Source organism: Pseudoalteromonas rubra, from assembly GCF_005887095.1.
Classification (GTDB): Bacteria; Pseudomonadota; Gammaproteobacteria; order Enterobacterales; family Alteromonadaceae; genus Pseudoalteromonas; species Pseudoalteromonas rubra_E.
The window spans coordinates 1-26218 of the sequence record NZ_PNCI01000039.1 but is presented as its reverse complement, the minus strand read 5'-3'; the positions used below and the strand labels follow the sequence as shown (position 1 = coordinate 26218).

Sequence of the window (26218 nt, the reverse complement as noted above, 5' to 3'; positions counted from 1 at the left end):
TGCACAAGATGGGTGCTAAGTGTTTGAAATAATTAAGTTTGCATGTGTTTTTTGTTCAGGTCGAAATAATCTTTCTGATTGTTCGTAAATAACTGATAGTTACTTCTTTTTCATCAGCTATTTGTTTTAAATGTTAGGGCGGGTACACAGTAATACAACAACACCGGGTTAAAACCCGGTGTTGTTGTATATCAAGAGAGTAAAATTTACAACCAGCGTAATGACTCTGTCACAGCCGTTTCGTAACGCTCCAACGGGGTATTCAGATCGGCCACTAAAATGGTGTCCGCTCTTTCTCCTGCCTTGATGCTTCCGCTGAAACGTGCATCGGCAAACTGCTCGTCTGTGCCTGTGGCTTCATTCCTGTCGGTGGGCACAATAAACACAGTTACCGGGCCATGCTCCGACTGAAATATCAAATGCAGACTGCGCTGCCCTTTAAAGTTACAAAACGTTGCATAGGTCACTTTGCCCGGCATGGATTCCAGTTTACCGCCAAACATAGCAAGCTTCTCGTTGACAACCTGCAACTGAACTTCATCTGTTAATGCCAGGGCTTCTGCTTCGTAATATACGTGTTCTAGCGCATGTTCACCTGCATGCAATGGCGCCTGAACTGAGGTTGCAAAGTACAATGAGACAGCCAGTAAGGCTGAGGCAGCCGTGGCCAGCGGCGCTTTAAAGCGACGGTACCAGGCTAGCTGTTCTGCTTCGGCACTTTGTTTGCTGGAAGTCTCTGTATCTGCTTGCTGCTTTGCAAGGATTTTTTGTGCCAGGTCATCAGGCACTGAAATATCCAGCGCACTGTGAAGCGTTGCATCAAAATCCTGCATCTCTTTTACGAGACGTTGTTTGGCCGGATCTGTGTCTGCCTGTGCAATTACATCCTTATCATTGGGATCGGCAAACAAGCGGCGGCGAAATTCAAGTTCATCCATCAGTTTGATGCCCCCTTTGCTGTTTCGGTCACTTGTGTTAAAGCCTCTTTCAATTGGTTTCTGGCACGATATAGCCTGGTCATCACGGTATTTTTGTTGAGTTCCAGGATCTGTGCTATTTCCTCGCCGGAGCAGCCCATCACAACCTGTAACAGCAGCGGCTCACGATATTCCGGTGACAACAAACTAATCTGTCTCTGGACCATCATTTGTTCTGTCTGCGAGTCGGGTGATGCGCTGGTTGAGTCGACCAGCGTGTCCTGCTCTACGTCGGCATAATCAAATTGTTTGCGTTCAAAGCGGCGCGCATTTTCTCGCCGCAAAATGGTTAATAACCAGGATTTGGCTGCGCTGTCATCCTGCAGGGCGTCTAGTGATCGCCAGGCGCGTAAAAAAGTTTCCTGTACCAAATCTTCAGCAATGGTCGGGTCCTGGCACAACCAGTAAGCAAAGCGATAAAGCTCCTTGTTGTACACCTGGACCAGACTTTCGTAACGTTTTTGTTTTGTGGTCATGCTAATAAGACCTTGTCTTTAGCAACATTATTTCATCTTACCGAAGAAAAATTAGTACAACGGCTCAAGTTGCTGTTTTTTCGCGTTTTTAACCTGCTTATGTTGTGCGGCAATCAATTGATATAGCACGCTCAGGTCAACGTTCTCTTGTTTGGCACTATAGAGCGCCCCTTGCAACTTTGCAATTTCGTTTTGCAACTCATGGCTGAGTTGGTGACGCCAGGCATGGATATGGTCATAGCCTTGTGCGCGCGCAAGTGCTTTAAGGGCCTGATAGCATTGTCCCGGATCTGAGTGTTGAGCGGCGTGTTTAATTTGTTTAATTGCTTGTGCTTCGTTTGGCGCCTGGGGTGTATGATCGCTCTGCGTTGGCGCTACCCTGGCCGATTGGCGAGTCATAAACCACACTAACAAGGTAATGAACCACAGTACATAACCAGATGCAATCAGCGCCCAGTCCAGCCAGGTTTTATCCGCCGGCTGGATCACAATGTGTGGTTCAGCCTGAGTTGTTGTTTGCTGTGGCGTGTTGGCGACAGGCGCAGGGGCGACCGATACCTGATTCGGATCGGCTTTTACCTCAATGGTTCTGGATGGCAAGGTTGCATACTGTACTCTATTGATCACGGTATTGAACCAGGGCACTTTAATTTCTGGCAGAGTATAAGTGCCAGGTGTCTGAGGCAACAAGGCATAAGAGGCAATAAGCTGAGAAATTACCCGGCCGTCGCGCGTCATCTGTTTTCGATCTGTTTCATCCGGGTAAGTTCTGAAGCCATCGACATCAGGCACTTGTATGTCGGGCAGTTGCTCTTTGGTGATCCCCAGAGCCGTTAATGTCAGGGTGCGGGTGATTGGTGTCCCAACAGTGACGGTCTGCTCAATTGGTTGCCACTCTTCGCTTAGGTTGACCAACTCACTGGGCAACCAGGCACCTGAATAGGTATCCGGAATGGGTTTCACCTCGACTTCAAGACTGTCACCTACCGCTGAGACTGCCATCCGACGGTAGCCTTCGCGGATCTGGCCATTAAAGATAGGTGGCTCCAATGTAAAGTTGCCGCTTTTTTGTGGCTGTACCAGATATTCTCGGGTCACGACCATATAACGACGACCATTGACTATCTCATAGTCCTCACTTTGTTTGCCCAGCTGGGCAATTTGCGCATCCTGCATTTGTGGCGCGCTGAGTTGACCATCCAGCAGATCCTGGCCAAGATACAGCTTAACAGTGAAGAGCGCAGCCTGCTGAACATGTAATGTATCTGGTTTTAGCTCGGTTTTAATAAAGATATTTTGCTGCGCTTCACCATCTTGCTCGCGGGCAAGTACCTTGAGCTTGATAGGGCGAGACTGATGACCTGCAACTTCAAAACTCGGGATGGTAAATTCCCCGGCTTTGCGAGACAGAAGTTGCATTTGCCAGCTGGTGGTACTGCTCATGCTGCCATTGATGATACTGGTGCGGGAGCTGGTACTGACAGGGCTGGTGACAAACTGAGCGCTCAGGGCACTGGTGTCTGGCATCTGTCCGGATACTTTGCCATTAGCTTCTATGGTCAGGGTAAAATACTCTCCAACCAGCACCGGGTTTTTGTCGACACTGGCGCTGAGTTGGTCCACAGCCCAGACAGGCATCATTGTAATAAGTAAGATCACGGATCCCAGTAATCGCGTTACCATGATTTTTCTACTCCTCGCGGGCGGCGCTGACGCACCCGTTGTTGTGATTCCAATAACATTTTGTTGCGCAGCAAGATAGCTGGATCGTCTGGTACTTTACGCAGTAACTGATCGAGTTGCTGTGCTTTTTCTTTTTCTTCTGGTGTCAGTGGGCGACTTTGCATCATTTGCTGTGTCCCCTGTGGCTGACTTTCATCTTCAGTAGCTTGTTGCTGTGCCTGCTGCATCTGCTGAGCAGCCTGTTCAGCTTGTTGATCCTGCGCTTCTTGCTGCTGCGGTTGCGCAAGCTCAGGGGCGTTGTCATTGTCTGACTCAGGTGTCTCCTGAGACTCAGCGTTTTGCTGGTTTTGTGTGTCACTTTGTGACGCGTCTGATTGTTGCTCAGAGTCAGATTGCGAAGACGATTGCTCGTCCTGTTGCTCGCCTGATTGTTGCCCGCTTTGCTGTTCACCGTCTTGCTGCTGATCACTTTGCTGTTGATCTTGCTGATCTCCGGATTGTTCCTGATCGTCAGACTGATCGCCATTTTGTTGCTGAGACTGCTGCTGTTGCTCCTTGAGGCTTTCGACCAGCTGCTTATTGTCCTGCGCTTGCTTGAATTCGGGGTCCAGTTGCAAGGCTTGCTCATAGGCCGCAATCGCCTGGTCAAGTTGCCCTGACTTGGCCAGCGCATTGCCATAGTTATACTGCCCGGTGGCAGATGTGGTGTGTTTGAGTTGCTCTGCCGCCTGTTCGTACTCTCCGGCTTTGTATAGTGCGGTGCCTTTTAGTAGCGGATCCTGAGCACTCTTAGCCTGTTCAAAGTTGCCTTGCTGATAGGATTCCAGTGCCTGTTGATCCTGATTTTTAAACCAGCTGGTCCAGTCTGCAGTATATCCCGTCTGGGGTTGTAACAACGCCACAACGAATAAACCCAGAGTAAGTGGTTGGGAGCGCATCAACCACAACGCAAGCGGGACAATCACAAACAGCAGATACTTTCCTGCGTCCAGGTGCCACAGGGTTTCGCTTGGCTGCTCATTGCTGTCCAGATCGGTTACTTTGCTTGGCGCAAACGTTTTTATGTCGTTGTCGCTGGGTGTATAGGTTGCATAGCGACCACCCAGGCGAGAGGCGAGGGCAGCTAGTCGCTCCGGGTACAGTTTAGGGACCACTATCTGACCGTAACGGTCTTTCAAGAACCCACCTTCTGGCAGCCCAATTGGCGCACCGTCTGGTGTGCCGATACCGTAGACATGAAGGCGATAACCTGTTCCATTTAATAGCTCGGCGATATCAGACAGTTCATTTTGTTCTACTTCGTCACTGATGAGGATGATTTCTCCTTCATTATATCCTGCCTGATCCAGCAAAGTTTTGGCCTGATCCAGCCCTGCTAACACGTTTGCGCCTTTGCTGGGCATGATTTCAGGGCTCAGGCTGGGCACCAGGTTTTCCAGCGTTTTGACATCATCAGTCAAAGGCGAGACGACAAATGCGTCCCCGGCATAGGCAACCAGCGCTGTGTCGCCTTCTGTAAACTGCTCAATCATATCCAGGGTTTTAAAGCGTGCCTGGGTCAGCCGGTTAGGCTGAATGTCAGTGGCATACATAGAGTATGACATATCCATGACCAGCACCCGGGCTTGTTTACTTTTGAACACCGGCACAGTGTGCTTTTCAAAGCTGGGCCCGGCTGCGGCCAGTACGCTTAACAGCAGGAGCAGACTAACCAGCCAGGGCGTACTTTTGCGCTGCTTCCGGGGGCCGTTCTCTAGTACGACTTGTACAAGGTGAGGTGCGATAAGCGCTTCGTCTGTACTACGATGGCGCTTTAGCCATTGCATACCGGTTAGCAGAAACCAGGGTATAAGTAACCATAACAAAGTAGGGCGAATAAATATAAACTCGGTCATAGTGGTTTAACTCGCAATTGTTTGATGGCTTTACTCAGCAGCGTCAGGCTCCACAACGCCAGTGCGATCAGTAGCGGCAAATAAAAGAGTGACAGGCGGGGCCTGAAAGTCTGGTTTTCATCAGCAATGGGTTCCAGTTTATCCAGTTCAGCGTAGATTTGTTGCAAGCCTTTCACATCTTTGGCGCGGAAATAGGCACCACCGGTTTCAGAGGCGATGTGCTTGAGGGTATTTTCATCTATGCTGCTGCCTGTCATCCCACCCATACCAAACAAACTAAAACCACCTCGGCCATCAGAGCCGACGCCGACGGTATAGATTTTAATACCTTCTTCCCGGGCCAGGATCAGGGCCTCTTTGGGTTCCAGGTTACCAGCCGTGTTCTGACCGTCGGTGAGCAGGATCAGAATACGGCTACTTTGATCTTTCTGGTTGAAGCGTTTAACCGATAAACCAATGGCATCGCCAATCGCAGTCGCCCGACCAACCAGGCCAATTTGCGCTTCGCTCAGCATCTGGCTGACGGTTTGTAAGTCACGTGTCAGCGGGGTTTGCAGGAATGCTGTGTCGCCGAACAGGATCAGTCCCAGTCGGTCGCCTTGTCGCTCAACAATGAAATCGGATAAAACAGCTTTTACCACTGACAGACGGTCAACATATTTGCCCTGATAAGCCATGTCCTGTTCAGTCATAGAGCCGGACAAGTCTACGGCCAGCATTATATCACGGCCTTCATTGGGCAAAGTGATCGGGTCATCAAGCCAGCTCGGTCCGCTCAGTGCCATAACGAGGCAAAGCCAGATCAACGCTTCGATCACATTCACGCCACGCTTTGGCGCAGCTAACGTTTGTCCTGCACCGACTTGTTGCTGATACCCAGGCATACGCAAGCGCACCTGAGTCTGCGCCGCAGCTGGTTTAAAACGTGCAATCAGCCAGGGCAGGGGAAGTAGCAAGAGGGCCAGGGGCCAGTCAAGTTCAAACATGCACGGCCTCTTTGGTTTTAAAGGTTTTTATTGCCGCTAACAGTTTACTGCACTCCACAGTTGGTGTGCTGCTGTACAGCGAGTTCAGATCTTGCTCACTAAACTGTTGACGCGTCAGTTGATTGAGCATCTTATGCCATTGTGCCGTTGGTTTTGCGGCCTGCTCACTGCCGTAGTAATGTCGGGTCAGGCGTTTAAGTATGCCATGCAGTGCCAGGGCATCCTGAGTATGCTGCTGACTCAGTTTAACGGCTTCTCGTTTCGCCGCATTATGCTGCCAGTGTCTGACAGCAAGCCAGATACTGACTATGACTATCAATACTAAGGCGATGATAACGGCCCAACTGGCCGGGGCCAGTGGCCACCAGCTTACCTGCTCGGGCGGGATCACATCATGGAGTGCATCTAATGGGTTTTGCATCATCACTTACCTGCAGATCTGTGTTTCTATTGGCGCTGAGGCGCAAAACGTTTGCATTGTCATGCCGGCACGTTGTAAACGGGCCAGCCGGGTCTGAAAAGCCTGTTCAGCCTGTTCGGCAAATTGGGCTCTGAATTGTTTATCCGCCAGTGGCAATGTCCAGTTACCAGAGGCTGAACTGACTTCAATCGCATCTTTATAAGCGGGCAGGGTATGCTCGAACGGATCGCTGACTTGGCAGCCAATCAGTTCACAGTGCCGACTGAGATGCTCAAGCTGCTTAAAACTGGCCTCGTTAAGCTGGCTGAAGTCGGAGATAAGATAAATAAGACTGCCGGGCTTGGCCAGGTGTGATAAACGTTTCAGGTTATTATCAAACGTCGAGGCTTGATTGTTGCCGCGCTTAGCCAGGCTCTGCGCGTGGATGTCGCACAATTGGTGGCAAAATGCCAGCACGCCTTTATCACGCGCAGTGGGCTTAAGCTCATGGTGGCCTTGCTCACTGAACACCACACCACCGAGCCGGTCACCACGGGCACATGCTGACCAGGCAACCAGGGCACTCAGATGCGCAGCCTGAACAGACTTGAGCAACAGGCGGCTGCCGAACAGCAAAGAACTGGACAGATCGCAGAAGATAAACACCGGACGTTCTTTTTCTTCCTGATACAGCTTGGTATGGGCCTCACCTGTACGTGCCGTTACTCGCCAGTCGATAGCGCGAATATCGTCTCCGTATTGATACTGACGGACCTCGGCAAACTCCATGCCCCGGCCTTTATGTGGTGCCAGATATTGGCCTGCCTGATCACTGCGGATGGCGCGCTTGGGCTTGAGATCCAGCAGGCGTGCTTTGCTTTTATAATAAAGCAGCTCTTTGAGTGTCAGTTCAACGCCATTGCTGTGGCTTTGTGCCAGCCACTGAGTATGATCGGCATGTTGCATTGAATGCTTCATCATCGCGACCACTTATGGAACGGGAACCAGTTCCAGAATACGGCTGATCACCTGATCTTTGCTGATCCCGTCTGCCTGCGCTTCATAACTCAGGATAATACGATGACGCAGCACATTGTGCAGCACCGCCTGAATATCATCCGGTGTCACAAAATCCTGACCCTGCAACCAGGCATGCGCGCGTGCGCACTTATCCAGCGCAATGGTGGCCCGTGGACTGGCGCCGTATTCAATCCAGGCACCCAGTTGCTGATCCAGCTTAGCGGCTTCTCGGGTAGCAATGATCAACTGCACCAGATAATGCTCAAGCGGTTCTGCCAGATGTAGTGACAGCACTTTTTTACGTGCTTCAAATAAGGTTTGCTGTGAAATCGGCGTAAACTGCGCGGTTTGTTCCGACAGTGCTTCGCCACGCGTTAAACGCAGGATCTCAAGCTCAGTGCTCGCTTGCGGGTAATCAATGTTCAGGTGCAACAGGAAGCGGTCTAGCTGCGCTTCCGGCAGTGGATAGGTGCCTTCCTGCTCAAGTGGGTTTTGCGTTGCCATAACCATAAACAGCTCTGGCAGCGGGTAGGTCGTTTTACCTACTGTGATCTGCCGCTCTGCCATGGCTTCGAGCAAGGCTGACTGTACCTTAGCTGGCGCGCGATTAATTTCGTCTGCCAAAATCAGATGGTGGAACAAAGGGCCTTTTTCAAACACAAATTCACTGGTTTGCTGGCGATAGATGTCGGTGCCGGTGATATCGGCGGGCAACAAGTCCGGGGTAAACTGAACACGCTGAAAGCTGCCTTCTATGCCTTTAGCCAGCGCGTTCACGGCACGGGTTTTTGCCAGTCCTGGCGGGCCTTCTACCAGTAGGTGGCCATCTGCCAGCAAGGCAATCAACAGCGCTTTTGTCAGTGCGCTTTGACCTAAAATTTGAGAGTCGAGATAGTTTTTCAGTTCACTAAATGCGTTTACTGCCATGGTGCTTTGTCCTTGTTGTGACAAATTTTTTGCTTATTTATAAGGATTAAGGCGCAAAACTCAAGGTTTTGCGGACGATTTTTTGTAACTTGATTAGACACTGAAGCAGGCGAAAGTTCCCAAATCTTCATTTATTTTTCAGGGACTTTTTGAATTGAGTAAAAATCAGGCTAGATTTAAAAGCGGCGTTTAGATGGACCATCTCAGTCATGCTCGAATGATAAGATTTTCCAATTTACTATTGGCATTAAGGATTCGGTTGTTTAGAATCAAACGACAATAACAGGTCAGACCTGTCAGCGGGAGAGCAAAATTCATGTCTGAACAACACATTCTAAAAACAACAAAAGGGGACCGCATTGCCATTGTTTCTGGTCTGCGTACACCCTTTGCGAAACAGGCTACGGCCTATCACCACGTACCGGCACTGGACCTGGGTAAGGTCGTTGTCAATGAAATGCTGGAACGCCTCAACATAGATAAAAACGAAATCGACCAGCTGGTTTTCGGCCAGGTGGTACAAATGCCGGAAGCGCCAAACATTGCGCGTGAAATCGTGCTGGGCACCGGCATGCCGGTATCCGTTGATGCCTATTCTGTATCTCGTGCTTGTGCCACCAGTTTTCAGGCGGTCGCGAACGTTGCCGAGTCTATTATTGCAGGTCATACGGCGGTGGGTATCGCCGGTGGTGCAGACTCATCGTCTGTACTGCCCATTGGTGTGAGCAAAAAGCTGGCTGGTAGCCTGGTTGATTTAAACAAAGCACGTACCTTGTCACAGCGTTTGAAGATTTTCTCAAAGCTCAGACTGAAAGATTTGATGCCAGTACCGCCGGCCGTTGCGGAATACTCAACAGGCTTGTCTATGGGTCAAACGGCAGAGCAAATGGCCAAAACTCATGCTATCAGCCGTGCCGACCAAGATGCGCTGGCGCATCGCTCGCACACTCTTGCTGCTAAAGCCTGGGATGCAGGTTTGTTAAAAGACGAAGTCATGACGGCACATGTTGAGCCGTACAAAGGCTTTATCGACAAAGATAACAACATTCGTGCGAACTCGTCTTTGGAAGGCTACGCCAAATTGCGTCCGGTCTTTGATCGCAAGCATGGCTCGGTCACTGCGGCAAACGCCACGCCGCTCACTGATGGTGCCGCTGCGGTACTGATGATGAGTGAAAGCAAAGCCAAAGCACTGGGTTACGAAATCCTGGGCTATGTGCGTAACTATGCATTTACCGCTATCGGCGTACACGAAGACATGCTGATGGGTCCGGCTCACTCCACGCCACTGGCACTGGAGCGCGCGGGTCTGACTCTGCAAGACTTAGACTTAATTGAAATGCACGAAGCGTTTGCGGCGCAAACTCTGGCCAACATGAAGATGTTCGCCTCTGATAAGTTTGCTCAGGAGAAGCTGGGTCGCAGCAAAGCGCTGGGTGAAATCGATATGGATAATTTCAACGTAAACGGTGGCTCTTTGGCCTATGGACACCCGTTTGCGGCAACAGGTGCGCGTTTGATCACGCAAACCCTGAATGAACTGAAACGTCGCGGCGGTGGACTTGCGCTGACTACAGCTTGTGCGGCTGGTGGTCTGGGTGCAGCCTTTGTATTGGAGAGTGCATAATGTCAGTATTTAGTTATGAATTAAACAGCCACCGCGTGGCCATCGTCACCATTGATGTGCCGGGCGAGAAGATGAATACGCTGCGTGACAGCTTTGCCGATGAACTGCTGACTATCCTGGAGCAGGGTCGCAGTGATGATGTAACTGGTATGGTGTTTGTCAGCGGTAAAGACGATAACTTTATCGCCGGTGCCGACATCAAAATGCTGGATCAGGCAAAAACTCGCGAAGATGCGCTGCGTTTATCTGAAATGTGCCAGCAGGCATTTTTCAAAATGCAGAAGCTGCCTTTCCCAACGGTTGCGGCCATTCACGGTGCGGCACTGGGTGGCGGTCTTGAATTCGCGTTGGCGTGTGATTATCGCGTATGTAGTGATGACGATAAAACCAAATTAGGTTTGCCAGAAGTACAACTGGGTCTGTTACCAGGCGGTGGCGGTACGCAACGTCTGCCAAAACTGGTGGGTATTCAAAAAGCATTAGAATGGATGCTGACGGGCAAGCAAGTGCGTGCCAAGCAGGCTAAAAAAGCCGGTCTGGTAGATGACAGCGTGCCGCACAGTATTTTACTGGATGTGGCCATTAAACTGGCCCGTGGCAGCAAGCCTAAAGCACGTAAACCTAAGCTGGATAAGCTTAGCCAGCTGCTGGAATCAAATCCGTTTGGTCGCAATATCATCTTCAAAAAAGCGCAGGAAAACGTTGAGAAGAAAACCGGTGGCCACTATCCGGCTCCACTGGCTATTATCAAGGCCGTACGTGCTTCGGTTGAACTGGGTGAACTGAAAGCTTACAAAACAGAAGCCGAAGGGTTTGCAGACTTAGTCATGACCGAAGTGTCGCAGTCTTTGCGTGGCATTTTCTTCGCGACCACAGAGATGAAAAAAGAGTGGCAAAGCGACGACGCGCCTAAGATTAACCGCGCGGCGGTACTGGGTGGCGGTCTGATGGGCGGCGGTATTGCTCACGTAAGTGCGGTAAAAGCCGGTGTGCCTGTGCGCATAAAAGATGTCGCGCATCAGGGGATCAGCAACGCTCTAAGCTACAGCTACAAGATCCTGTCTAAAAAGCAGAAAAAACGTATTCTGTCTAAAGCCGATCTGCAACTGGCAATGAACCGCATCACAGGTACCACTGACTACACTGGCATGCGTCACACTGATATCGTGATTGAAGCGGTATTTGAAGACTTGGCACTGAAACAAAGTATGGTGGCCGATATCGAGCGCGAATGTACAGAGCAAACCATTTTTGCCAGTAACACGTCGTCGTTACCGATTGCGCAGATCGCTGAAAAAGCAGCACGTCCTGAGAACGTGATTGGTCTGCATTACTTCTCGCCGGTCGAGAAAATGCCTCTGGTTGAGATCATCCCGCATGAGGGCACATCGCAAGAGACCATCGCGCGTACCGTTAATTTTGCGCGCAAGCAGGGCAAGACGCCTATCGTGGTAAAAGACAAAGCGGGCTTCTATGTAAACCGTATTTTGGCACCTTACGTGAACGAAGCGGCCAACCTGCTGCTAGCGGGCGAGCCAATCGAAAAGATTGACCAGGCCCTGGTTGAGTTTGGTTTCCCGGTTGGTCCTTTGGCACTGCTGGACGAAGTGGGTGTGGACATCGGCTCTAAGATTGCGCCTATTCTTGAAAAAGAACTGGGTGAGCGCTTTAAAGCACCGGATGCTTTTGCCCGCATGATCGACAGCAAGCGTCTGGGTCGTAAGACCGGCAAGGGCTTTTACAAATATGAAGCCAAAGGCAAGAAAGTGGACGAGTCTGTCTATGACTTGCTGGGCATTACACCGGCACCACGTCTGAACAAGCAAGAAATTGCCAGCCGCTGTGTGGCGCAAATGCTGAATGAAGCTGCGCGTTGTCTGGACGAAGGTATCATCGACAGTGCCCGCGATGGTGACATTGGTGCCATTTTTGGTATCGGCTTCCCGCCATTCTTAGGTGGGCCGTTCAGTTACATGGACAAACGTGGTCTGAACAAAGTGTGTTCAGAGCTGTCTACCTATGCCACCGACAACGCGGTGTTTACACCAGCGGAGCCGCTGTTGGCTAAGGCCGAAGCTGGCGAAGCTTACTACAGCTAAGCACTTGTCTGAGCATTAAAAAAAGCCGCATTTATGCGGCTTTTTTATTTTCGGCTACAATAAAGGGAATCATTGTCGGCACACTGCTTGCTTTTGGTAACACAGGTGATAGCGCTCGTCATTTGCCCGGGGATATGGCATGCACAACAGGTACTTTTTTACGTTTATTGCCACGCTGGCTGGCGTGACTGTGCTGGCGAATGTTGTGATGTTCTACATCAGTGATGATGCCAACGAAGTGATAGCAAGGTTTGAGCAGCACTGGCAGGAACAGGCCGATATTATTTTACGCGAGGCTGAGCTGCTCGATGACCTGGAACATCAACTCAGCAACGTAAATACGGCGCATCAGGTTAAGGATTATTTACCTGCGCAACCTCGTCCCGAAGTCGATGCCCGAACTACGGTTGCCCTGCAGATAGTGGCGATGATTGCGGCGCTTGACTTGAGTGAGATGGAAAGGCAAGCCCTTGAGCAAATTAAGCACTATCTTGAACATATACCCACTCACAGTGACAGCACCATATCATCGACCTCTGAGACTCGAACATCTGAGCCGCTGCATTCGTCCCAACATCAGCAACTGGACAGTGCGCTGCAAGCATTACGCTCAGGTATGGAAGCTCGCATTCAGACAACCCGGCATCAGCATCAGGTGGCGCTTGAAAGTGTGATCAACAAGGGCTCAATTGAAGCCTGGCTGCTTTTGTCATTAGTTGTGATCCTGGCTTGTGCTGGGGCGGTGGTGATACGTGGGCAGCTCAGAACCATAGAAGAGCGAGCCTGTTTGTTTAATGCAATCCCGGATGCACTGTTGTATTGCGAGTATAACGGCAGGATCACGCGTGTTAATCAATCCTGCACAGAACTGTTTGGCTATGGCGCTCATGAGCTACTCACAATGACAGTAGAAGACCTCATCCCTGTGCGTTTTCGCGAGCTGCACCGTAAAGAACGGCGTAACTTTAGCGGTCGTGCGCAAATGCGTCGAAAAGGAGAGAACGGGCTGAATATCGTTGGCTTACATAAATCGGGTGATGAGATCCCATTGGATATTGCAATTGCCAGAACGGTATTGGGACAGGAAACGTATTTTGTGGCAGTGATCCGTGATATTCGTCCGGAATTGCAGTTACAACAAAAAGCCGAGCTGGACTTTTTAACTCAGGTCTATAATCGTGGTCAGATAGAGCAACTCCTCAAAGATGAGTTAAGTCGGGCACACCGTTATCAGAGGTCCCTGTCGGTCATGATGGTAGACATAGATAAGTTTAAGACCCTAAATGATACGCTGGGACATCAGGTAGGAGATGCGGCATTGGCTGAGCTCAGCGGATTCCTGACAGTCTCTATTCGGCCCAGTGACCGCCTTGGTCGCTGGGGCGGTGATGAGTTTGTGCTGGTATGCCCTGAAATTGGTGCAGAAAAAGCCTTACAAATGGCCGAACGTCTGGTAATGGCTTATAACGAACGGAACCAGTATGATCTGAGTTTGAGTATCGGCGTCACCAGCCGGGCTCAGGTTAGTTCACAGACAGATGTAGAGACACTGATTGGAGAGGCCGACGATGCCTTATACCAGGCAAAAGCCGCGGGTAGGGGCAGGGCCGTCCTGTTCAGTGGCCAGTAGCGCGGGTTTTTACTTTCCCCCTAAAAATCCGTACAATCTGCGGCCATAAACCGATTAGAGGGCCGCCTGCGAGTTGTATGCACCACATTGACGATCTGATCTCGATATTTAACGCCTTATTTTATCCAACGCACAATACCAAACTGGTCGCAGGGACCGATGAACCCATTTATCTGCCTGCGGATACACAGTGCGATTATCACCGTATTGTTTTTGCGCATGGTTTTTATGCCAGCGCGATGCACGAAATTGCACACTGGCTGGTTGCCGGTAAAGCGCGGCGGGAGCTCGAAGATTATGGCTACTGGTACTGCCCGGACGGGCGTAGTAAAGATCAGCAACTGGCCTTTGAGCAGGTGGAAGTAAAGCCTCAGGCCATTGAATGGGCACTGAGCGCAGCAGCCGGGTTTGCTTTTAATGTGTCGGTTGACAATCTAAATGGCGAGCCGACGTGTCGATTTGCGTTTCAGCGTCGTGTCCATGCGCAGGTAATGGCGATGCTAACCGATGGCTTTAACACCCGTACGCTAGCATTATTAGAAGCATTATCTCAGTTTTATTCGACCCCCTGGCCACTGCAAACTGGCCAGTTTGATTGGCACTGTCCAAAGGAGTTCGCAGATGCAGTTTAAACTTGGATTGATAGTGAACCCGGTTGCCGGGTTAGGCGGTGCTGTGGCACTGAAGGGCAGCGATGGCAGTGAAACCGCAGAGCTTGCTCGCTCGCTGGGCGCTGAACCAAAGGCACACAGCCGTACTGCACAGGCTCTGGCGCTGTTGCAGCCTTACCGGGACATTATTGAAGTCTATACCGTGAGCGGTGACATGGGAGAAGACCTGGCGCTTGAGCACGGTTTTTCTACTCAGGTTGTGATGACCTGTGGCTCGCCCAGTACCCCAGAAGATACCGAACAGGCGGCCAAACTGTTGGCTGAAGCCAAAGTCGACTTGTTGCTGTTTGCAGGTGGTGATGGTACCGCGCGTAACATCTGCGGAGCCATTGGCAGCCAAGTCCCGGTGCTGGGTGTACCAGCCGGTTGTAAGATCCACAGTGGCGTGTATGCAATTACCCCCAAAGCGGCTGGTCGGGTAGTAGAAATGCTTATTAAAGGTGAGCTAGTTACCATAGACGACGCCGATGTGATGGACATAGATGAAAGTGCCTTTCGTGCCGGAACTGTGCGTGCCAAGCGCTATGGTGAAATGCAGGTCCCCAGTGAATTGCGTTACGTACAAAGCGTAAAAAATGGCGGCAAAGAAAGTGATGAACTGGTACTGGCGGATATCGCTGCGTATGTGATTTCAGAAATGGAAGAAGATGAGCAGTATATTATGGGGTCTGGCTCAACGGTGGCCGCCATAATGGAAGAGCTGGGCCTGGATAACACCTTATTAGGGGTTGATTTGATCCGCGACCATGCTTTGCTGGGCAGTGACCTGACGGCGCAACAGCTATTGGATGCTGCTTCACAAGCACCGACAAAATTGGTGATCACTCTGATTGGCGGGCAGGGTCATATATTTGGCCGGGGCAATCAACAGCTCAGTCCGGCTTTGATCCGCCAGATTGGCAAAGACAATATCATAGTGGTTGCAACTAAGACCAAATTGCAAGCACTCAATGGTCGCCCTTTAATAGCAGATACGGGCGATCAAGATCTGGATAATGCACTAAGTGGCTACATCAAAGTAGTGACAGGGTACAATGACCATGTAATGTATGCCGTAGGGCATCAGGATTTAATTTAGGAGACAGAATGTCACTTCAAGCGTATATAGAAGCTGCGCAGCAGTTTTTTGATGAGTTGGTAGATAGAGCAAGCGATGACGAACTGTTTGCTGGTGGCTACTTACGCGGTCATTTTGACCTGGCGGTTGGCTATGCTCAGGTTGAGGAGCTGACACTGTCAGTGGATGAGCTGAATGCTAAAGTCGAGGCAAGCCTGGTAAAAGCGTATCGTGATGGTGAGCTTAACGAAGAAGACAAGCACCACGTGGTGACTATCTGGGAGCGTCTTAAGCAGTTAGGGGTTTAGCCAGGGGCTAATACCAATTTCATTTAATACCTGTTCAATTTGAAGGAGCAAATATGACGCTAACGGCGTTAAAAATTTCTCATTTAGAGTAACTAAATAGCAAAATTTTTGCCTTGTTATCGACCCTATTTTCTCGCCTCAAAATGGAACACTTAATTAAGCAAATTGGTATAACTTCCCTTCGAAAAAGGCGGTTTATCACCGCCTTTTGTCATTTACAGTATCCAGCGCCACACCACAAATAACGCCGCAAAAGCAATCAGGTAAGTCAGGCCTGCCCAGGTAAGCAGTTGTACTGGTTTACTTTGCTGCGCAAACTGCGTTTTCGAGATCAATGAGAAATTTAGCCAGGCGAAAAATGGCGTAGTTAAAAACGCCAGCGTCATAGCAAACATCAGCATGTCTTTCAGGTTGGCTTTAAAGAACAACACCAGCACCATGCCGAATATGGCCTGAACGGTAATGAAAATCGACAAACTGGCCTTGTTTTGGTGCGGTTTGATCAGCTTGAGCGCATCGTCCAGGGTTCTGGCGTAGCCGTCCAGTACCGTGATTGTGGTGCCAAACATACACAAAAAGGCGATGGTGGCGATTAACCAGCGGGCCCACTCACCTAAAGTCAGTGCATACATATCAATCAGCTGTTTAGAAAAGGCCACCCCGGCGAGTTCTATTTTCTGGCTCTGCCCGTATTGCAGCAACACTCCCAGAGAAAAGAACACCACGGCTAAAAATAAAGTTAAAAAGTAGCCCAGATTAAAGTCAAATAAGCCCTGTGCTTTACTGAGCGACTGGGTACGGGTTTTGGCTTTCAACCACAGAGAGTTGATGGCTGATATTTCTATGGGGGCTGGCATCCAGCCCATCAGAGCCACCATAAAGCCCAGTAATGCAAGCGAGTAAGGGGACGGTATCGGTTGCGGCGATGGGTGCGCCTGACCCTGTGACACGGCCACCAACAAAGCGGCCAGCGTGGTAAAACACAATATAGCCATGATCCCTTTACTGGCTTTGTCGAGCAATTTGTAATGTCCAAACAGTAAGATCCCTAAGCATACAAACAGCAGGGCATAGCATAATGTTGTTAGTGAGAGGCTCCAGGGCAGGGCATATTGCAACAGGGCCGCAGTGAGCAGCAGCACACCGGCGGTGTTCACTACTGCGGCAATGACATTTAATGTCACAAAGAGATAAAACAGGGCGCGGTTTTTATTGTAATATCCGGTGACCAGGCTGTTGCCTGTGTGCAGAGTGTATTCTACACCAAAACGGAAAAACGGATACTTGAGCAGATTAACCGCGACTACTAGCCACAGCAGTTGCCAGCCAAATAAAGCACCGGCCTGAGTTGCCGCAACCAGGTGTGAGCCACCGACCGCAGCCGTGGCCATCAGGATCCCGGGGCCCAGGTTCCTGAGTTTAGAAGAAAGTGATTCCAACACGACGTTCCTTTGTTTTTGCCACTCATGTTAACGATTTGAAAGCGTTTGCCAAGTGGAAAATGACTGGGCTAATGAGGTTGGGTGTTCAAAAGCCCTGTCAGGACGTGTAGTCGGTTAGCTGGTAAAGTATTCTTCGGTATCGTCTTTAAGGTCCTGATAATCGTCCTCATCCAGGTTCAGGGCATCCAGTACGCTTTGCTTCATAATGGGCCAGTCCGGCGCGGCCACAAAACGTTTGTTGGTATGGACCAGATTTTCGGCCATTTTCAGTGTGGAAAATGTGAGCATTTCTTCGTCAGTTCGTTTTTCCTGCAGGTAAGTGACATCATGATGACGAAGAATGAGCTGACAAATAGGTTTGGGTAAGTTCCAGCTGTTAGCCAGGTAATAGCCAATGACGGCATGGTTGGTCTGATAGCGCTGCTCTTCAAACTCTATCAGCATTTTATCGTAATTACTGTTTGCAGCGCCCAGTACTTCGACGTAATCCGCATAGTTAAAAGCCATGGCTGGAATACCGGCATCGTGAAATAGCCCCAGCATATAGAGATTTTCTACCGGGACTTTGCTTTTGATTTTGTTACCAATCAGGGTTGCAACATCGGCAATTTCCTGGGCACTGTCCCAGAATCGCTCCAACTTAATACAACACTTAGACTGGTCAAAAGCCTGCTTAAGTAAGTAGCCGGTTACTAGCATGGTAATACTGTTCAGCCCCAGAAACATAACGGCCTGACGAATATCAGTAATGGTGCGCGAAAAACCATAGCTGGAGGAATTAATGACTTTGAGCACAGCGGCGGAAGTGGCTACGTCTGTCGCGATCAGGGCGGCGATTTCGCCTAGTTCCGGCTCTGGTTGTTGTAATACTTGATGCAAGCTTTGCAACAGTTCTGGCTTTGCTGGCAGGCAAAAGCCATGATTCATATCCTTAAGCACGGCGTTGTCTATTTCGATCATAGCGGTCTCATTGAGAAAATACCAAAAAACACAATTAGCCCGTTGAGGGTCAGGCTACTTTGCCAAGTATAGTAGCTGACTCGAATTACGCATTCTTTGCGTCAACGCAAAATAACGCATAAATAATGTCCACGTAATGGATAAAGGAACAAATGAATTGGCATTGTTACGGTTGTTAAGTTAAAGTTGGCTAATTTTCTTTTTAGGGATTAACTATGGAACAAGCGAAAAACGCAAATAACGACGCCAGCTTCGTTATGCGATTCCTCAATAATATAGAAAGGGTGGGTAACAAGCTGCCCGACCCGGCCATGATTTTCCTCGGTGCTATGCTGCTGATCTGGCTGTTGTCCTGGATGTTTTCAGGTGTCAGCTTTGATGCAATCGACCCGCGTACCGGAGAGGCGATTGTTGTACACAACTTGCTCAGCGGCGACGCACTGGCGGGCTTTTTGGCCTCAATGGTTAAAACCTTTACTGGCTTTGCTCCCTTAGGTGTCGTGCTGGTTGCTATGCTGGGTGTTGGTGTTGCAGAACACTCGGGTTTCATTAATGCAGGCCTTAAGCTCATGCTCAAACGCACGCCTCAGGCACTGCTTACTCCCTCTATTATTTTGATTGCAATTGTCAGCCACACAGCGACTGATGCAGGTTATGTACTGGTAATCCCACTTGCCGGCGTAATATTCTATGCCATGGGTCGTCACCCGCTTGCGGGTATCGCGGCTGCGTTTGCGGGTGTAAGTGGCGGCTTTAGTGCCAACTTTATCCCGTCTGGTATTGATCCGTTACTACAAAGCTTTACGCAAAGTGCAGCACAAATTATTGACCCGGATATCGCTGTTAACCCGCTGAATAACTGGTTCTTTACCTCAGCTTCGAGTGTCTTTATTATTCTGCTGGGTTGGTATATTACCGATAAAATCATTGAACCACGTCTGGCTTCTACTGAAGTCGATGGCGATACAGACGATCTGCCTGAGTTTAACGAAGTGACCAGCAAAGAGCGTTCGGCTTTTTACACCGCCTCTGCGGTTATGCTGGCGGGTATTGGCCTGCTTATCTTCGCCGCCAGTGGTGAGGACTCGGCACTGCGTAGTGAAAGTGGTGCTCTGACGGACTTTAGCGCTCCTCTGATGCAGTCGATTGTACCGTTGATTTTCTTATTGTTCTGGATCCCGGGTGCTGTATTTGGCTTTATGGTGGGTACCTTTAAGTCTTCAAAAGACATGATAAATGCAATGAGTAAATCGATGAATTCGATGTCTTATTACATTGTTATGGCGTTTTTCTGTGCACTGTTTATTGCAGCATTCAGCCAGTCAAATCTGGGTGCTTTGCTGGCCATCGAAGGGGCTGAGATCTTAAAAGCAATGGCACTGCCAAGCTCTGTGACCGTGATTGGTATTATTTTCCTGACTGCATTTGTTAACTTGTTTGTCGGTTCGAGCTCGGCAAAATGGGCACTGCTTGGTCCTATTTTTGTACCTATGCTAATGCAACTGGGTATTTCTCCAGACTTGTCTCAGGCGGCGTATCGTGTTGGTGATTCCAGCTCAAACATCATTACCCCGCTGATGCCTTATTTCCCGCTGGTGGTGGTGTACTGTCAGAAGTACGTTAAAGACACGGGTATTGGCACATTACTGGCGCTGATGCTGCCATACTCTATCGCCTTTTTGATAGGCTGGAGCTTATTCCTGTTGGCATACTGGGGTTTGAGTATTCCTCTGGGCCTGCAATCTAGCTACATCTACCCTGCGGGTTAATTACCTCTCAGGTAAAACCTACTCGCCTCTGGATGGGGCCGCTGCGCCTCATCCTTCTCCCACTTCCTGCTTTGTATTAATTCAAACTGATATTTTGTTTGGCAGTCGCAAAGAAAAAAGCCGACGTCCGCCGGCTACGTGGATTTGCTATTGGTTGGGCCAAAAGCACCAAGGGAAATTGTACTGCCTCCGTGCAGTAAATATTCAAGGGAGGCTCAAAAATCAAAGTAACCAAAAAGAGCACACATTGGTTAAGAGCGAGCGCATCATACCCATATTAAATGACTAAATTATGACAATTCACCTAAGTTCAGGGGATTAATTTTGCGTGGTCTATTCAGCTGTATGCAAACTGCGCAGAAGCCGTACGCAGTGTGTGTTGATAGAGAAAAGTACTTGAATAGATTAGAATAGTTTCAGGCAAAGGGCCGTACGGCCAACTAACGAGGAAGGTGAAATGTTACGAGTCACGCTTGAGCAGTGGCGTATGCTTCGCGCCGTGGTAGAACATGGCGGCTTTAACCAGGCTGCCAAGGCTATCCATAAGAGCCAATCGAGCATTCATACGTCTGTTCAGAAAATAGAAACATCCCTGTCAGTTAAACTGTTCCAGGTAGAAGGACGTAAAACCCGATTGACCGAAGCGGGCGAAATGATGCTGCGTCGTGCCAACTATTTGCTGGATGAAGCAGAGAAAGTTGAAGCGGTTGGCCAGACCCTGGCCAAAGGGGTAGAAAGCCACCTGCGCATTGCAGTTGATGAAATATTTCCTCAGACATTGCTTTATAAAGTGCTGGAGGCGACTTCTCAGGCCTATCCTTTGCTGCGCATTGAACTGGTTGAATCTATCCTCTCAGGCTCTTTTGAGGCACTGCAACACGCCAAGGTCGATATTGCGATTTCACCTATGGTACTGACCGATGGATTCAGCGAGCAGCTGTGTCAGGTTGAGTTTGTGGCCGTTGCTCACCCAGAGCACGCCTTACATCAGCTGGACCGTGAACTGACGTTGGAAGATCTTAAGTCTTTTAGACAGATAGTGGTCAGAGATTCTGCATTGGGCAAAGGCACAGACAGTGGCTGGCTGGGTGCTGATCAGCGCTGGACGGTTAGCCACTTGCGCACTATGGTGGACATGGTAACACAGGGACTGGGTTTTGCCTGGCTGCCCAGAAGCGCTATTACTCAGCAACTCAGTAGCGGGGCATTGCTACCATTAAAACTGACACACAATCGAACGCGTCTGGCGCAGCTTAATCTGATCTTCAAAGACGGAGATACACTGGGACCTGCAGCCCGGGCGTTTATCGGTGAACTCAGATACCAGTGTATGGCGCTTGAAGCGCAGGAAAGTATTTAAATTTCCTGCATTTGATGTGTTTTTGCGAGTACCTGCTCAACCGCAATCGGACGGCTAAACCAGTAGCCCTGAAACTCTTTAACGCCCAGCTCAAGCAGCTTATTTAGCTGTTGCTGGGTTTCAACGCCTTCCGCCAGCGCGGCAATCCCCAGGTTATCACACATAGTGAGGATCCCCAGCAACAGCGCTTGTTGCTTTTGATCTGAGGTGATCTGAGTCACCAAAGAGCGATCCAGTTTGAGGCGTTTAATGGGCGAAGCCAGAACCCGGGCGATATTAGAATATCCTATCCCAAAGTCATCGATACTGAGACTGAATCCCATTTTATCCAGCGCTTCCATGATCTGATTGTGATCGTCAGCAAAACTGTATTCTGTCAGTTCAAATTCAAACATGCGCGGGTTCAGGCCGTAACTGTGCACAATGGCCAGGGTTTTACGGGCAAATTGCTCACAGGCAATATCCCGGGAGCTGATATTGATGGCAATTGGCACATGAATATCCGGGTGGCTCTGAAGTGTATAACAAACCTTGTGCAAAATACGTTGTGTCAGCTGATTGACCAGGCCAAACTCCTCGGCAATAGGCACAAATTCACCGGGAGATACCCATCCCAGTAGTGGGCTGTGCCAACGCGCGAGTGCCTCATAGCCAATCACCGAGTGAGTATTGTCGTGCTTACTTTGCAGCACAATTTGCAATTCGTCATGTTCCAGCGCTTTTTCCAGCAACAGGGCCATTTCATGGCGGGCAAGTGTCTGGCGTCGGGTGCCGTGATCAAAAATGGCCAGGTCATCGCCCGGACTGCGCAGTTCGCACGCCTGCTGCGCATTTTTCAATAAGCGCTCAGGAATGTAGCCATGCTCTGGGTAAGTTGCAATACCCACGGCGTAGCGTGCATGAAACTGATGCTGACCCAGCTTAAGCCAGAAATCCAGGTGCTGATGCCAGCGCTGCGCGACTTCCAGCACAGGCGCGTCGGGTTCAATGATAATCGCCAGTCGGCCCGCACCAATATAAGCTATCTGGTCGAGCAGGCTGGGGTCGTGTTCTGCAACCTGATTAATATGGCCATATAAGTGTTTATGGAGCTCTCCATCAATCAGGTAGTCCAGAACATGTTTGTTGAGGTTTTCGGCGATCAGCAGAGCAAATGGCCGCCCACGGTCAATATGCACTTGTAACTGCTCAGTGAGCCAGGTTTTATTGGGCAAATTAGTTCTTGCATCAAAGTATTTAGCTTGCTGATGCGCAACATCCAAAGCCAGCAGATCCTGCTGAAGTTGGTGCTGATCGGAGACATCGTTAAGGTACCAGGCACACAGTTGCTCGGAGTGATACTCCCGCGAGGCCAGCTCAATGGTTCGCTCGCCCACACGAAAGACATTCACATCTGCATCAAAAAGATCGTTGTTAATGAGCAGGCTGCTCAGGTCGTCCTGTGTGACACGGGCAAAATTACAGGGCAGAGGTTGAGTCTGGATCCCCAGTAAACTGCGCGCCTTCTCATTGGCTTCTACAATATTAAAGTCCTGGTCAACTAAAGCGATGGCGTGGAAAGATTTTTGAAAGAAGCGTTGGTAGATTTGTTTTTGAGAGGCAAGCAGTTCGTTGTTACTGGCCATGTGCAGGTTAAGTCGGCTGGCCGCCAAACTGGTGCGCCATACAGCCAGTGGCACGGTACAGTTGAAAAAGAAGAACAGCAAAAAGTGAATATAGATATCGCCATCGACCAGCATGCGCTCACCTGGAGGGATCAGCGAAACATTCACTTGCTGCACTATCATCAGAAACGGCGCGATATTTAATATGGCATAAAAAATCGCAGTGCGCTTACCCAGTAACAACAAAGCCAGGATAGGCGTAATATAAACAAAGATAGACCCTAATTGAGCTAGGGGGAGCAGAGGAATAAATAACTTGATGGCTACCCCTGCGGCCACAATGGCTATCATCAGCAGGTGCGCGCACAGTTGATAGGCACTGCGACTTAGTGTAAGCAGTACACCTATGGTGAGCGTAAAGCCAGATGTCAGCGCCAGCACATAGTTAAGTTCAAATGCCAACGCAGCAGGCAAGCTGTTGACGAAGATCCCCAGACACAATATCAGTCCGGTCACCAAAATGATGCGCAGCGCACTAACACGCCAGTTAGGCACCTGACCTGGTGATTGGGTTTCTTCCTCTAGTAAGAAAAAGCGGCTTAAAGAACTCAAAACGTTACAGTTATTATTATTGTTTTTCCCGATACTAAGGCCATAAGAGCCGCAATTCAATGGGTAGAGGTAGTAAAACCTGCGCTAAATCAGCTTAACTGAGGTTTTTTTCAACATAGTGGAGGGGAATTAGGCAAACAACTTCGTAATTTCATTAACAATCTTGTCATCCCGGATGCGTGTGAGCTGAGATCTACCCAAGTACATGGCAGCAGCCTCTTGTTGCAGTGAACGAGATATACGCACTCGTTGTATCATGGTCAGTTCCAACTTATGACGTACCCCTCCGTCATCCCGGACGCTTGCGAGCCGGGATCCATCAAAACACGGTGCGAAAGTGCCACCAGACTATTTAAACATGTCAGAGACGCATGAAATACGTCTACTTTATGTGTTGAGCAAGTAAACCTGCGGCACGTAGTTTCTGGTATTAGTTTGAACCTTGGAAATACGTTTATAAAGTAACTTAACCTGATGGCTTACTATTTTCTCCTGCGATTGCCGATATTAGTAAATCAAGTTGCCTGGCATTTATTTGAGCACACTTTTTTGTTTTTATCAGGTAATAGAGACGGGTATCGTATAGTGTTGTTCATTAAATCAGAGCTTTGTCTGTCAAGGAATTACAATGCAATGAAGCATTTAAAATTTAGTTGTTTGGTTTTTGGCTGCCTAATTGTTTTGAGCCTGATTATCCCAAGGTTGGTTGTTTGCCCACCACTGAGTAAAAATGATGAAGCAGCACTTGATATTGAGTCATTGCGCGCCGCAATCTCACTATATTATATCCACAATGATCGTCTCCCAGAGAATCTTGGAAACTTGATGCAAGGCAGTATTCTTTACATAGCTCAAACACTTAAGGATCCCTGGATAACCGACTATCAATACAGTATCTTGTCAGAAGACGCGTTTTTACTATGGTCGAAAAGTTCAATTCTTAATGGCAATACTTTAGTGCTTTTCGCATTCAGGTATGACGGCCACAGCTTTAGGCAAGTCGCGATTGAGCAGTCTAGCTTTGGCCCGTAGTACTCGTAGGGAGGCGACAGTTCTAAATAAACAGACTAACGCGACTCTGACATTTAGTTGAGTCCGGTTTGTTGCTTTTTTATAAGGGAGTTCTGGGTGGAAAAAATACTCATTAGCTCGTGTTTGGTTGGAAATAAAGTGAGATACAATGCCAGCTGTTTGTCTCTTCCTGAATCTGACTGGTACTGGTTGCAAACAAACGTGGAGTTGGTGGTCTTTTGCCCAGAAGTATCCGCTGGCCTGCCCACTCCTCGGCCGCCAGCTGAAATCATCGCAGGAAAAGGTGCTGATGTACTCAGAGGGTCATCCCGGGTCGTCGGAGATGACGGTATCGACGTCACTATGCAGTTTGTCGCGGGTGCCCAAAACGCCCTGGTACTTTGTCAACGGCAACAAATAAAGTACGCAATACTTACGCAAAGTAGCCCTTCCTGTGGCAGTGCCAATATTTATGATGGTACGTTTAGTGGGACCAAAGTTAATGGTTCGGGTGTCACTGCCGCATTGTTAGAAGAGCAGGGCATTAAGGTGTTTAGTCAGCATACAATAGCCGAGCTCCAGCGTGAGCTTGTCAAACGATGAGCATCATTGTGGCCGGGACATCATCAATCAAAAAATTATGGCTAAAAAGTGTTTTAAAGGTGATTCGTAACGTCTGATAATTTTATTATCCTGATGTTTAGATTAGTGTTATAAAAGGTGTGTGGTGACTCTGGTATTGAGCTGCTTACACCTTGACAGGACGTTAAATTTAAAAGGAGCAAATTATGAAAAAAATATCAATACTGCTAATGTTAATGTCGATATTTGTACCGATACAAGGGCATGCAGGGTGGACAAAAAGCTGGGGGAAAATTACACAGGTAATGTCTCATGATGGGTTTCATGTAATTTATACCACTATTTCAGATAAAACGTGTGATGAAAGTGGTAATTTCTGGTGGCCAAAGGATGACCCCGATTCCGACGATATGTATTCAATGGCACTGGCGGCATTTATGGGGGGAAAGGAAGTACTACTCGTCCACGATGAGGCTAATCAAGAGTGTAAGTTTGGGCACATATCTAAAGCAACCCACATGAGAATTAGATAACAGGCAATGAGCCGAGCATTGCGTGAGTGAGAATGGTTTAGCTTAGTCTCATTCATCGCCAAGCTTAAGCTGCTATTGCACTTTGGTTTGGGGGAGCTTCCTATCATTAATACCTCCCCAATCGAAGAAAAGTATATATATCAGGTGCTATGCCTGAAAAATGCTGTTGTCCACTTCAAACTCGAGGTTTATCTCTTTAGCTTTGCCTGGTGGGTTATCCGCTCTTTTAAAGTGTGGATAAAACTACGTGATACAGGAATTTGCACATCCGTTCCGGCAAGTAGCACAAAATGTTTGCGGGCGTGATATTTAAGCTCTAAAAGCTGTGTGGCATCAATATTTACCTCCTGGCTAGCTTTTACAACATTTTCAAATGCTCCTAAGTTAAAACTGCCCAAACGTTTTCTTTGCCTGGATGGTATTAGACTCATGAAAAAGCTACTACTTTATTTAATTCTTCTCTCAATAATTATTACAGCACTCTTTAAGACTATTTATTACTGGCCTGAAACTAAGGTGAAACATTTAGTCTATGTTTACATTTACTCAGAACAATATATTGATGCAATGTACTGGTCAAGTCCAACCG

At 48.9% G+C, this 26218-nt stretch carries 23 protein-coding genes; 11 read left to right on the top strand and 12 right to left on the bottom strand.

Annotated elements, in window-relative coordinates; translation table 11 throughout:
• Nucleotides 1-206: 206 nt before the first annotated feature.
• From CWB99_RS16650 to CWB99_RS16615, 8 genes are read right to left on the bottom strand one after another with little or no spacing between them, the layout of a single operon-like run.
• The gene (locus tag CWB99_RS16650) at nt 207-938 is read right to left on the bottom strand and encodes a DUF3379 family protein (RefSeq protein WP_138553477.1); all 732 of its coding nucleotides are present in this window, start codon (nt 936-938) and stop codon (nt 207-209) included.
• On the bottom strand, nt 938-1453 hold the full coding sequence (locus CWB99_RS16645; protein ID WP_138553476.1) for a sigma-70 family RNA polymerase sigma factor: 516 nt from the start codon (nt 1451-1453) through the stop codon (nt 938-940). The genes CWB99_RS16650 and CWB99_RS16645 overlap by 1 nt, the downstream gene beginning before the upstream one ends.
• Before the next feature lie 51 nt (nt 1454-1504).
• Entirely contained in the window at nt 1505-3136 is a 1632-nt protein-coding gene (locus CWB99_RS16640; protein WP_138553475.1) for a BatD family protein, read from the bottom strand.
• The gene (locus CWB99_RS16635; protein WP_138553473.1) at nt 3130-5031 is read right to left on the bottom strand and encodes a vWA domain-containing protein; all 1902 of its coding nucleotides are present in this window, start codon (nt 5029-5031) and stop codon (nt 3130-3132) included. The genes CWB99_RS16640 and CWB99_RS16635 overlap by 7 nt, the downstream gene beginning before the upstream one ends.
• Nucleotides 5028-6017, bottom strand: coding sequence for a vWA domain-containing protein (locus CWB99_RS16630; RefSeq protein WP_138553472.1), 990 nt, complete (start codon nt 6015-6017; stop codon nt 5028-5030). Before CWB99_RS16630 ends, CWB99_RS16635 begins: the two co-directional genes overlap by 4 nt.
• The gene (locus CWB99_RS16625; RefSeq protein WP_138553470.1) at nt 6010-6441 is read right to left on the bottom strand and encodes a DUF4381 domain-containing protein; all 432 of its coding nucleotides are present in this window, start codon (nt 6439-6441) and stop codon (nt 6010-6012) included. Before CWB99_RS16625 ends, CWB99_RS16630 begins: the two co-directional genes overlap by 8 nt.
• A 3-nt stretch (nt 6442-6444) precedes the next feature.
• A complete protein-coding gene (locus tag CWB99_RS16620; RefSeq protein ID WP_138553522.1) occupies nt 6445-7383 on the bottom strand; it encodes a DUF58 domain-containing protein in 939 nt (312 codons plus the stop codon).
• Between the two features lie 24 nt (nt 7384-7407).
• The gene (locus tag CWB99_RS16615) at nt 7408-8364 is read right to left on the bottom strand and encodes an AAA family ATPase (RefSeq protein WP_138553469.1); all 957 of its coding nucleotides are present in this window, start codon (nt 8362-8364) and stop codon (nt 7408-7410) included.
• Between the two features lie 316 nt (nt 8365-8680).
• On the opposite strand from CWB99_RS16615, the gene fadI reads away from it, so the two are divergent.
• The 6 genes from fadI to CWB99_RS16585 all read left to right on the top strand — a co-directional run bounded on the left by fadI (nt 8681) and on the right by CWB99_RS16585 (nt 15756).
• Nucleotides 8681-9991: an acetyl-CoA C-acyltransferase FadI gene (gene fadI / locus CWB99_RS16610; RefSeq protein ID WP_138553467.1), complete on the top strand. Its 1311-nt coding sequence runs from the start codon at nt 8681-8683 to the stop codon at nt 9989-9991.
• A complete protein-coding gene (gene fadJ / locus CWB99_RS16605; protein ID WP_046005955.1) occupies nt 9991-12090 on the top strand; it encodes a fatty acid oxidation complex subunit alpha FadJ in 2100 nt (699 codons plus the stop codon). Before fadI ends, fadJ begins: the two co-directional genes overlap by 1 nt.
• Before the next feature lie 139 nt (nt 12091-12229).
• The gene (locus CWB99_RS16600) at nt 12230-13720 is read left to right on the top strand and encodes a GGDEF domain-containing protein (RefSeq protein ID WP_138553465.1); all 1491 of its coding nucleotides are present in this window, start codon (nt 12230-12232) and stop codon (nt 13718-13720) included.
• A 77-nt stretch (nt 13721-13797) separates the two neighbouring features.
• On the top strand, nt 13798-14352 hold the full coding sequence (locus CWB99_RS16595) for an elongation factor P hydroxylase (RefSeq protein ID WP_138553464.1): 555 nt from the start codon (nt 13798-13800) through the stop codon (nt 14350-14352).
• Nucleotides 14342-15469: an ATP-NAD kinase family protein gene (locus CWB99_RS16590; RefSeq protein ID WP_138553462.1), complete on the top strand. Its 1128-nt coding sequence runs from the start codon at nt 14342-14344 to the stop codon at nt 15467-15469. The genes CWB99_RS16595 and CWB99_RS16590 overlap by 11 nt, the downstream gene beginning before the upstream one ends.
• Before the next feature lie 8 nt (nt 15470-15477).
• The gene (locus tag CWB99_RS16585; protein ID WP_138553461.1) at nt 15478-15756 is read left to right on the top strand and encodes a YfcL family protein; all 279 of its coding nucleotides are present in this window, start codon (nt 15478-15480) and stop codon (nt 15754-15756) included.
• Between the two features lie 215 nt (nt 15757-15971).
• Here CWB99_RS16585 and CWB99_RS16580 read toward each other — a convergent pair whose 3' ends face one another.
• Entirely contained in the window at nt 15972-17147 is a 1176-nt protein-coding gene (locus CWB99_RS16580) for an NRAMP family divalent metal transporter (RefSeq protein ID WP_138553520.1), read from the bottom strand.
• A 165-nt stretch (nt 17148-17312) separates the two neighbouring features.
• Entirely contained in the window at nt 17313-18158 is an 846-nt protein-coding gene (locus CWB99_RS16575) for an HDOD domain-containing protein (RefSeq protein ID WP_138553459.1), read from the bottom strand.
• A gap of 215 nt (nt 18159-18373) precedes the next feature.
• Between CWB99_RS16575 and CWB99_RS16570 the strand changes: the two genes are divergently transcribed.
• Nucleotides 18374-19927 (top strand): AbgT family transporter, encoded by a 1554-nt coding sequence (locus CWB99_RS16570; RefSeq protein WP_138553458.1) that lies wholly within the window; start codon nt 18374-18376, stop codon nt 19925-19927.
• Between the two features lie 457 nt (nt 19928-20384).
• The gene (locus tag CWB99_RS16565) at nt 20385-21287 is read left to right on the top strand and encodes a LysR family transcriptional regulator (RefSeq protein ID WP_138553457.1); all 903 of its coding nucleotides are present in this window, start codon (nt 20385-20387) and stop codon (nt 21285-21287) included.
• On the opposite strand, the gene CWB99_RS16560 is transcribed toward CWB99_RS16565, so the two are convergent.
• The gene (locus tag CWB99_RS16560) at nt 21284-23503 is read right to left on the bottom strand and encodes a GGDEF domain-containing phosphodiesterase (protein WP_138553455.1); all 2220 of its coding nucleotides are present in this window, start codon (nt 23501-23503) and stop codon (nt 21284-21286) included. The genes CWB99_RS16565 and CWB99_RS16560 overlap by 4 nt on opposite strands.
• A 633-nt stretch (nt 23504-24136) precedes the next feature.
• Here CWB99_RS16560 and CWB99_RS16555 point away from each other — a divergent pair.
• The 3 genes from CWB99_RS16555 to CWB99_RS16545 all read left to right on the top strand — a co-directional run bounded on the left by CWB99_RS16555 (nt 24137) and on the right by CWB99_RS16545 (nt 25629).
• Complete coding sequence (locus CWB99_RS16555; protein ID WP_171045371.1) at nt 24137-24535, top strand: type II secretion system protein GspG; 399 nt, start codon at nt 24137-24139, stop codon at nt 24533-24535.
• A 96-nt stretch (nt 24536-24631) separates the two neighbouring features.
• Nucleotides 24632-25117 (top strand): DUF523 domain-containing protein, encoded by a 486-nt coding sequence (locus CWB99_RS16550; RefSeq protein WP_138553451.1) that lies wholly within the window; start codon nt 24632-24634, stop codon nt 25115-25117.
• Nucleotides 25118-25302: 185 nt separating this feature from the next.
• A complete protein-coding gene (locus tag CWB99_RS16545; RefSeq protein WP_125778936.1) occupies nt 25303-25629 on the top strand; it encodes a hypothetical protein in 327 nt (108 codons plus the stop codon).
• Between the two features lie 188 nt (nt 25630-25817).
• On the opposite strand, the gene CWB99_RS16540 is transcribed toward CWB99_RS16545, so the two are convergent.
• Nucleotides 25818-26060 (bottom strand): hypothetical protein, encoded by a 243-nt coding sequence (locus tag CWB99_RS16540; RefSeq protein ID WP_138553449.1) that lies wholly within the window; start codon nt 26058-26060, stop codon nt 25818-25820.
• Between the last annotated feature and the right edge of the window lie 158 nt (nt 26061-26218).

What these genes read in the sequence shown, in the direction of transcription:
- CWB99_RS16650 (WP_138553477.1), bottom strand. Translation starts at nt 938, where the DNA reads ATGGATGAACTTGAATTTCGCCGCCGCTTGTTTGCCGATCCCAATGAT.
- CWB99_RS16645 (WP_138553476.1), bottom strand. Translation starts at nt 1,453, where the DNA reads ATGACCACAAAACAAAAACGTTACGAAAGTCTGGTCCAGGTGTACAAC.
- CWB99_RS16640 (WP_138553475.1), bottom strand. Translation starts at nt 3,136, where the DNA reads ATGGTAACGCGATTACTGGGATCCGTGATCTTACTTATTACAATGATG.
- CWB99_RS16635 (WP_138553473.1), bottom strand. Translation starts at nt 5,031, where the DNA reads ATGACCGAGTTTATATTTATTCGCCCTACTTTGTTATGGTTACTTATA.
- CWB99_RS16630 (WP_138553472.1), bottom strand. Translation starts at nt 6,017, where the DNA reads ATGTTTGAACTTGACTGGCCCCTGGCCCTCTTGCTACTTCCCCTGCCC.
- CWB99_RS16625 (WP_138553470.1), bottom strand. Translation starts at nt 6,441, where the DNA reads ATGATGCAAAACCCATTAGATGCACTCCATGATGTGATCCCGCCCGAG.
- CWB99_RS16620 (WP_138553522.1), bottom strand. Translation starts at nt 7,383, where the DNA reads ATGCAACATGCCGATCATACTCAGTGGCTGGCACAAAGCCACAGCAAT.
- CWB99_RS16615 (WP_138553469.1), bottom strand. Translation starts at nt 8,364, where the DNA reads ATGGCAGTAAACGCATTTAGTGAACTGAAAAACTATCTCGACTCTCAA.
- fadI (WP_138553467.1), top strand. Translation starts at nt 8,681, where the DNA reads ATGTCTGAACAACACATTCTAAAAACAACAAAAGGGGACCGCATTGCC.
- fadJ (WP_046005955.1), top strand. Translation starts at nt 9,991, where the DNA reads ATGTCAGTATTTAGTTATGAATTAAACAGCCACCGCGTGGCCATCGTC.
- CWB99_RS16600 (WP_138553465.1), top strand. Translation starts at nt 12,230, where the DNA reads ATGCACAACAGGTACTTTTTTACGTTTATTGCCACGCTGGCTGGCGTG.
- CWB99_RS16595 (WP_138553464.1), top strand. Translation starts at nt 13,798, where the DNA reads ATGCACCACATTGACGATCTGATCTCGATATTTAACGCCTTATTTTAT.
- CWB99_RS16590 (WP_138553462.1), top strand. Translation starts at nt 14,342, where the DNA reads ATGCAGTTTAAACTTGGATTGATAGTGAACCCGGTTGCCGGGTTAGGC.
- CWB99_RS16585 (WP_138553461.1), top strand. Translation starts at nt 15,478, where the DNA reads ATGTCACTTCAAGCGTATATAGAAGCTGCGCAGCAGTTTTTTGATGAG.
- CWB99_RS16580 (WP_138553520.1), bottom strand. Translation starts at nt 17,147, where the DNA reads ATGGCCACGGCTGCGGTCGGTGGCTCACACCTGGTTGCGGCAACTCAG.
- CWB99_RS16575 (WP_138553459.1), bottom strand. Translation starts at nt 18,158, where the DNA reads ATGATCGAAATAGACAACGCCGTGCTTAAGGATATGAATCATGGCTTT.
- CWB99_RS16570 (WP_138553458.1), top strand. Translation starts at nt 18,374, where the DNA reads ATGGAACAAGCGAAAAACGCAAATAACGACGCCAGCTTCGTTATGCGA.
- CWB99_RS16565 (WP_138553457.1), top strand. Translation starts at nt 20,385, where the DNA reads ATGTTACGAGTCACGCTTGAGCAGTGGCGTATGCTTCGCGCCGTGGTA.
- CWB99_RS16555 (WP_171045371.1), top strand. Translation starts at nt 24,137, where the DNA reads ATGAAGCATTTAAAATTTAGTTGTTTGGTTTTTGGCTGCCTAATTGTT.
- CWB99_RS16545 (WP_125778936.1), top strand. Translation starts at nt 25,303, where the DNA reads ATGAAAAAAATATCAATACTGCTAATGTTAATGTCGATATTTGTACCG.
- CWB99_RS16540 (WP_138553449.1), bottom strand. Translation starts at nt 26,060, where the DNA reads ATGAGTCTAATACCATCCAGGCAAAGAAAACGTTTGGGCAGTTTTAAC.